The sequence below is a fragment of the Methylobacterium sp. genome (assembly GCF_019745455.1).
Lineage (GTDB): Bacteria > Pseudomonadota > Alphaproteobacteria > Rhizobiales > Beijerinckiaceae > Methylobacterium.
In genome coordinates, this window is the sequence record NZ_JAIETD010000083.1 from 1 (window position 1) to 7,575 (window position 7,575).

Consider the following 7,575-nt stretch of genomic DNA (forward strand, 5'->3'; position numbering starts at 1 on the left):
ATTCCACCTCAGGCCGCCTGACCGATGGCCGCTCCAACTCCACCCCGAATTTCCACCTCATTGACGGACACGACCTCTGTAGAAGTGCGTTCCTTGGCCGAGCTTCGGCTCAGCAACACCCAGATGGATTGGATACCACCATGTTGATGCGTCTTGCCGCTACCGCCGGCCTGCTCACGCTAGGCACCAGCCTCGCGTTGGCCCAGACAACAGCTCCCGGCACCACCGCTCCGGCTCCTGCGCCAGGCTTGCCTTCAGCTGCTGGAGGGGCAACCAGCGCGTCGACCACGCGGACTGGCGGTGACGCGAAGGAGTGGCAAGCCGCAAAGATCGCCAAGATCAGCCTGTCGCAGGCGCTGAGCACGGCCGAGAGCAAGGGCGAGGAAAAGGGCGGTCGCGCCATCGACGCCGACTTCGAGAACATCGAGGGGAAGGACCCAGCGCATTATGAGATCAAGGTAGTCTATCCGAGCGGCAAGCTCGTCGAGCACTACATTAACGCCGATACGGGCGAACTCTACAAGACAGAGAACCAGCCGATCGAGCGGTACTTCACCCGGCTCAAAGCCGCCGATTTCCAGAATGCCAAAACGCCGCTCAAGGACGCATTGGCGATGGCCGAGCAGAAGGTGTCTGGCGGCAAAGCCTTCGAGGCTGAGGTGTCCAAGGACGGTTCGGCGGTACAGTACGAGATCAAGGTGGCAGGCGCCGACAGAGAGCAGACCGTCAAGGTTGGCGCCGACGGTAAGGTGGTTGACTGATCCTGTAATCTGATCTCCGGGGCGGGATATGTCGTGGCAGAGCACGACAGAAACGACGCACGTCTTGGCTTCTATCCACTGTGCTCAGTCGCTCGTCACGGCCCACCCCGGTATTTACCCTAGCATCAGCGCGCTCCTTGAAAGTCGATTGAGCCCCCTCCCCCCAATGAGGAAAGTCACTGACCTGACCGTTATTTTGTACCGAGCCAATTGGAAGGCTGCTGCATGGTGGCGGCCCTGGGTTGGCGGAAGGCCAGATCCGGGAACGTAACGGGCGCGGGCGGGAGGTCACCCAACGACGAGTGCGGCCGAACGCGGTTATAAGTGTTCTTCCACATCCCGATCACGATCTGCGCCTCCTTAAGCGAGCAGAAGATCTTTTGGCGTAGTCACTCGTCTTTAAGCTTGCCGTTGAAGCTCTCGCAGTACCCGTTCTCCCAAGGTGATGCGGACGCAATGTACTGGATCCGCGAAACAGTCTTGGCGACTTACTTGCGTAGTGATTTCGAGATCATTTCCGGGCCGTTGTCGCAGCGAATGTGCTCCGGGATGCCATGGAGGCACATCGCATCCGCCAGCGCCTCGATGACGCCGAGGCTGTTGATGCGTCGCGCCACCTTCAGCGCCAAGCAAGCGCGGCTGTGCTCATCAATCAGCGTCAGGATGCGCAAGCTCCGACCATCACGGGTCTAGCCTTGGACGAAGTCGAAGCTCCAAACGTGATTGCGATGCTGCGGCCGCAGCCGCACGCAAGAGCCGTCGTTCAGCCACAGCGGACTGCGTGGCTTATGCTTCCATGTCCAGCTCCTTCGGTCCTGGCTGATCCTCTCAATCAGCCCGGTTCAAAACCAGCCGGTCAGGTCACAGGCATCTCTGATTTGCGTGGGCCAAGTGATCTTCTGAAGTATGGCTCGCCTCAACACCGCCGCAGCCCCGCTGTGACTCCCGATCAAACAGTCATGAGAACTGGTGTCAGCGCAGGCCTTGCCTTAACCTTAGCACTGTTCTTCGGTTTCTGCCTGCAGGTGCCGCTCGACCTTGGTCACGACCGAGCAAGGATCGTAGCCTCGCTGCTTTGCGAGTAGGAGAAGATCCGTCATCAGATCGACGATATCGCAGGCGGGCACACCGCCTCTCCAGAGGCGATTGGCGCCCTCAGCATGAAGATAAGCGTCAAGGGCGATTTGAGCGAGTTCGGCGCGGCGTTTGACCGTGGCCATGAGCTGCCTCCACGCAGAGAGCTTGGCCAAGGTCATGGTGGCCAGTACGGCCGTATGGGGAGAGAGAACCCACGGAAGGACGTACGGTTTCCTCACGTCGCAGCTCTGTCCGTTACTGGACACTTTCGCGGTCGCATCGCCGCTGTTCGAAGCTTAAGGTGCCTGCGCCTTGCCCCGGATACGCGGCCACATTGTTGACCGTCGTGGTAGAGGCGCGTGGCTGTATCCAGCCTAGGGTACCACCCGTCCACGCTCAGACGTTCAGGCCACGAACGCAACGCCCAGCATATGAGCGGTCCGTCGGATCACGCGACACGGCACATCCAACCCACTGCTGGAAATGGTCAGCCGGAACGTCTCAGGTACGATATCCGTATGTCCGACTTCGATGAGCGCGCCACCGTTTGACGTGTCACGAACCAGGCAATCGACTGGATATGAATAGCCTTCGATATGGATCTCTCCGATCCGAAAAAGCCTCTTCCTGGTCACGGAACGTTGGTCAACAGGCACTCGACTTCCTCACCGCACGCGCTTGGCTGACGCTGACGCGTGCACCTTAACGAGCTGAGAACGCGACAAGGACTGTGATCAACATGCTTTCCGTTAAGTGAGCGCCGCTGGCGCACTGTGAGTTCTCTCAGGCACCCCTTCTTCGAGAGCAAGCGCGACGCAGGCTTTCCGCAGATGCATGGAAATGAAACCAGGCAACACGTAACGGGTGCGGCAGATCTGATGGTCAACGAAAACACAAATAAGCTAGGAAATGAAGGCTAGCGCCCAGACCGAGCTTGCCCGAGCGCGCTTGAAGCGGGACACACGTCAGAGACCCCATGCCACCATAAGCTCCCGCCTCACCATGCCGGACACGCCGACTTCGTGCCCTCCAAATACAGCAGAGGCCGCCCCCTTACTCCGGAGCATAAGGCTTAGCGCCTCAAGATCTTGAAGTGAGTAGGCCGCGCTCTCTTACGTCATTGCAGCCTAGGGCTCGGGCCTTCCGATCCGCAACTTCAAGACAACTGCATCCGGCAGCTGTCGCTTCGGTGACTACCGAAACCAGAAGCGCGATTCATTAGGCCAGTACGCCGGCCTGAAGACCAGGGGAGACGGCGCCAATTCCGTCATTTGGAACGCGCCTCGAACCTTCCAGCAATCCTTCAGGCGCAAAGATGGCGAGTCCGTTGGCGCCCTCCACAGATCCCGGGCTCGACGAAAGCTGTTCGGTCCGAGCCTCCCGAGGGAGCCGCCCGTTGGCTAGTCTTTTGCCACCTGGGATGCCGGAGCCAACACCATCCTCGACAGCATGATGGACCGGACCGAAAGGTTGATGGAGCGACCCGTCATACCTCATCCCGGGACCATACACCTAGCCCACTCTGAATGCTCCAATAGTCCAAATCTGACGTCTGGCACCTTCACCGAAGGTCTGAGGTGGGTGCAAAACGAAAATGGACGTGGCTCCTAGAAACCAACATTCTGCCCAGAACGGCTTGCGGCCGGATCAGGACCTGCATCTCGCCAGCGAGGCTTCGATGCTCTACCCAGCGCCAAACTCGCAACCGCAAGGCCCCTCGTCTTCCATAATTTCCAGAGCACACCAGTCATGAGAAGACCGAAAGTGATCCCAAGCATCCGGCCCCGTGAAATCCCTCCCGACTAATCTATGTCAAGTAATGGGACATGGTTGTCCGCCGGGAAGGATGATTTCATCAAATCCATTGTATTTTGTCCCTCGCCGAACAGGCCAGTAGACCTGTTTCATGAAAGTGTAACTGTTGAGGATGGGAAAGATATTGAAAATCGGCACATACCTCGCCGTCAACTCCGACATGACGTATCTGGCTCGGTCTCGTTCCTCTGCAGGAGGAATGGGCGAGATCGTCGAATTCAGGCTACGGGCAGTCCCGTTGTGTTGCACGCTAGAACATACGCGGGCGACGAAGGCGTTTCCCTGGGCATACACGCCAACTGCCGTAAGCACGATAGAAGCCCCAGTCGTGTCAAAGGGAGCTGCTACCGCCTTACCGGCTTCGTAGACCTCGTCCACGGAAGGTAGGGTCCCTCGGGCAATGATATCGGCCATAGCTCTATTCGCTCGTGCCAAGTTCTGGTGCGTTGAAATGAACCGTGGCAGCTCGATCGATGCCATGAATACGACGATCAGGATGGGAGCGATCATCGCGAATTCGAGCGCCGAGACTCCGTCGGGCTCACGTGCAAAGCGTGCCAAGAGCGAGGTCACTGGCAACGTCCTGGTCCGAAAGGCTCCGAGCGGAAAACCGCAGTCGCCAAGATAAGCTGCTTGTCGGTGCCGATCTTGCTTCCCGTAAAATCGACCATGGGCAAGTACGCCGACACGGTGGTTGCCGCTCTGATCGAAACGATCTCGTCCCCATTCGGGCAGTCAAACCTGTTCCCGAATCCTTCTGCCATAGCTTTTTTATCCGCATCGTATGGATTTGTAGCAGACGGGGTCCTATAAGTCGGCGATGTAGTCACCTCCACCTTGAGATCAGCGCAGCTGAACATTACAAAGCCCTCGCAGATGGATTTTCGCAATCTAACCGCTGGATCCGTTCCATCCGATTTTTCTTGAAAATTTCCAGTCAGAACCTGCCGTGCGCCACGGTCGACTGCATTATTGAAGGTCAGCTGAGCCGTCAGCAGCAGCGATGCTTCCAGGATGACAAGGAGCAACAGCACGAAAGGCAACCCAACGAGACCGAACTCGATGGCCGTGGCGCCGCCTTTGTGGGACCAGAAGCCCCAGCATGGCTGGCGCTGATTGGGAGGCCGTGAAATCAGGGTCATGGTCGGATCAGTTGGCGATACGAAGGTCACTAATTTGTTCGGCGATGGCCTTGAAGACTGCGGGCAGACCTGAGGAATCTTTTACATCGAAGAACATACTGGCTTTAGATGCACAAGCTTTGAGCACCTCATTTGTGCCCTCGGTTACCTCAACGCGTATCGTGAACACCTGGACGTTCGAATTCTTGACGTTGGCACAGAGCGCGCTCAGTCGATCATCCATGGCTTTGCTGCGCGTTGCCATGTCGTTAGAGATGGTACCGATGCGGTTCTGCCAGATGTAACCAATTCCAGAGTAATAGGACCGGTTTTCAGAGTTATTGTATGTCGACTGGTTTTGCCCGTCGGTCATAAGGACTATGAACTTTTTTGTCTTGAGATCGTCGTAGGCAACACCATCCCTGAAGGGGGCGAACGGCGATAGAAGGTGCCAACCCCACGCAAGGCCAATTGGCACGTTGGTATCTCCGCTAACGGACATCGCCGTGATGGCATTCAGTACCGTGGATTTGCTGGTTGTCAGCCGAGTGAGGGGTTGGATTTCGCAGCCCGCGTTCGGCCCGTAGAGATAGCCTGTAGAACCCTGCCGATCGCTGGCGCCGATTTTAAAAGTGTTTTTGCTATACTTTTCAGTAAGTCCCTGTCGTTCACGATTGGTCAGCGAATTGTCTCTCTTACCGTTTGGCAGATCATCCATGTAGCTGTTGACCGCCAGGGTATCGTTGTCGGACTCATCAGGTGCAAAGAAGGGCACGAACAAGGTATCGGGATACAGGGACGACGGAGGTGTGCCGTCAACGTCGTAGGGTGTTGGTCGGCTCTCCACGCAGCCAGCCCAAGTCCGCTTCATCGCCGTGAACAGCGTGAAACGGTTCGCACCACTTTCTCCAGGCTTGAAGATCATTTTATGGATCGAGGAGTTGGCACCAAGATCGAGATAATCGCTGCCTGCGGCAGTTGGGCCTAAATTCACCGTCATCGAAAAGGGCACTATTCCGATCTTCAGGGCGTTTGGTTTGGCTGGATCCGTCTGCTTGAACAGGTTGTCTACGAGATCAGTCGCCGCAGCTTTGAGATTGGTTAGCTTCGGGCCCTTCATTGAGCCGGTGTTGTCCAGAACCAAAGCAAGCTCCAGATTCGTCGTCGAGCGCTTGGCGGTGCTCGTAACGTTGAGTGCAAGTTGTGTGTGGCCCAAGAGTTGGGTCAAAGACGTTGGAGTGTTACCGGTGATGCCGACGCGGATGTAATCTCCATCACGCACTGTCGTCACGACCAAACCGCCAATCCCAGACTTCGACAGTGCCAATTTAACTTGCGCATCACCCTTGGCTTTGAGTTCCGTCTCCGAAGTATCGAGCGGAAGCTTCGCCAGCGACAAGGCCGCCGCGTCTACCGCGTTCTGCACCTCTTGGCGCGCATTGGAATTGACAGAGTAGTCGATGGCCATGCCCGCTGCCATCAAGAGCGGAATGGACGCCAGGGCGAAGATAATGGCGACGCCGCCACCATCATGACGGCGGAAACTATGCAAGAAAGTCGAGCGGCTGGGCGAGTGACGGCGATTCATCCCCGAAGCAAGACACGGTCGGGTTTCAGGCACCTTAAGAGGATTGCCAGTTTGCTGGCGGAGCCAGCTAGGCATCGTCTGACATAGGTTACGATACGTTAAAACAAGCCATGAGAACATACATCGTTTCGCATATTGAATTAACGTACGGTCAATAGATAACTCTCTGTATCACCTATTATATGGATTAAACTGTATTACAATCTTTACTAGCGGTTTATACTATAATTAATGAATTCTATTCGATTAAAAATCACTTTTTAAAGCTCGACATGTTTCATTAGTGATTGATGATAGTTACCAAACAAAGTTCCAAAACCGAAGCCAAACGCAGGAATTGAAGCAAGTGGAGATCTCGGAGGGGCAGGCCAGTTCAGCTTCAGAACACGATGTTGCAACTTTCAGGAGGTAGATTTTGTACTGACGGAGGGTCGAGAGCGGACCGCACCAACCGTCAGATCGGGACCACTCGCAACCGCGGAAGTCGCGGGTCCTTCCGAGCGGGAGCGCTCCTACCGCACGGCGGCGCAGTCCGGGTTTTCAGCCTCTAGGGTTTTGAGTTGCAAGGAGTCGATAGCAATTTCGACGGCTGAGGGCATCAGCCTGAGCGAGTGGGGTCGGCAGCTGGGCCGTGGGAAGGACGGGCTGCACAAGCTCGCTGCTAAAGGCTCGATCAAAAGGCGCGATGACGGCAAGTTCAAAGTTGAGGCGGTACGCGCCGCCAGCTCGGCCAATACCGAACCCAGCCGACAGGCAAAGCCGTTCACTGCCGTTCACTGTTCGGGAAACGGCGAACGGACGGTTCATCTCGGCGATGCTGCCCAAGCCGTTGTGACCCTGGCCACTGTCGAAGCACATCTCGCCGCCACTCGGGTTCGAGAGATCCTTGTCGCCCGGGGGCATCGACGTCGGCGACCAGCCGCTCAGCTTCGACGACGCACGGACAGCCGAGACGATCGTCAAGGTGCGGCAACAGGATCAGCTTCACGTCGAGGCCAAGCGCCGATTGATCGATGCGGAGGAGGCCGGCCGGCGCTGAGCAGACGAGATCGTGAAGCTTCGCGCGCGCCTCCTCACCATCGCAGGAGACTGCGCTCTCGAGCTCAGCCACCTCACACAGCACGAGATCTCGCTCATTGCGGATTCCGACGGAAGCCGGCCACCCATTCCGACGCGAAGCCGGCCAGCGTTCCGATTTGATGTCGGCCACCAT

General features: G+C 57.0%; 7 protein-coding genes and 1 pseudogene. 1 reads left to right on the forward strand and 7 read right to left on the reverse strand.

The genetic code is table 11. The annotated features are described in order from the left end of the window. Nucleotides 1-140: 140 nt before the first annotated feature. A complete protein-coding gene (locus K2Y56_RS17215; RefSeq protein ID WP_292510177.1) occupies nt 141-761 on the forward strand; it encodes a PepSY domain-containing protein in 621 nt (206 codons plus the stop codon). Nucleotides 762-952: 191 nt separating this feature from the next. On the opposite strand, the pseudogene K2Y56_RS17220 reads toward K2Y56_RS17215, so the two are convergent. From K2Y56_RS17220 to K2Y56_RS17245, 7 genes and pseudogenes are all read right to left on the reverse strand, one after another. Next, nucleotides 953-1,555: pseudogene (locus K2Y56_RS17220) on the reverse strand (integrase core domain-containing protein); the annotation flags it as partial. Between the two features lie 201 nt (nt 1,556-1,756). Next, nucleotides 1,757-1,981: a hypothetical protein gene (locus K2Y56_RS17225; RefSeq protein WP_292510162.1), complete on the reverse strand. Its 225-nt coding sequence runs from the start codon at nt 1,979-1,981 to the stop codon at nt 1,757-1,759. Between the two features lie 261 nt (nt 1,982-2,242). After that, nucleotides 2,243-2,494 (reverse strand): PilZ domain-containing protein, encoded by a 252-nt coding sequence (locus K2Y56_RS26530; RefSeq protein WP_366849023.1) that lies wholly within the window; start codon nt 2,492-2,494, stop codon nt 2,243-2,245. Nucleotides 2,495-3,650: 1,156 nt separating this feature from the next. Then, a complete protein-coding gene (locus K2Y56_RS17230) occupies nt 3,651-4,226 on the reverse strand; it encodes a TadE/TadG family type IV pilus assembly protein (protein WP_292510165.1) in 576 nt (191 codons plus the stop codon). After that, entirely contained in the window at nt 4,223-4,795 is a 573-nt protein-coding gene (locus K2Y56_RS17235; protein ID WP_292510168.1) for a TadE/TadG family type IV pilus assembly protein, read from the reverse strand. Before K2Y56_RS17235 ends, K2Y56_RS17230 begins: the two co-directional genes overlap by 4 nt. A gap of 7 nt (nt 4,796-4,802) precedes the next feature. After that, a complete protein-coding gene (locus K2Y56_RS17240; RefSeq protein ID WP_292510171.1) occupies nt 4,803-6,362 on the reverse strand; it encodes a TadE/TadG family type IV pilus assembly protein in 1,560 nt (519 codons plus the stop codon). A gap of 763 nt (nt 6,363-7,125) precedes the next feature. Further along, the coding region (locus tag K2Y56_RS17245) for a hypothetical protein (protein WP_292510174.1) at nt 7,126-7,575 on the reverse strand (450 nt) is incomplete at its 5' end.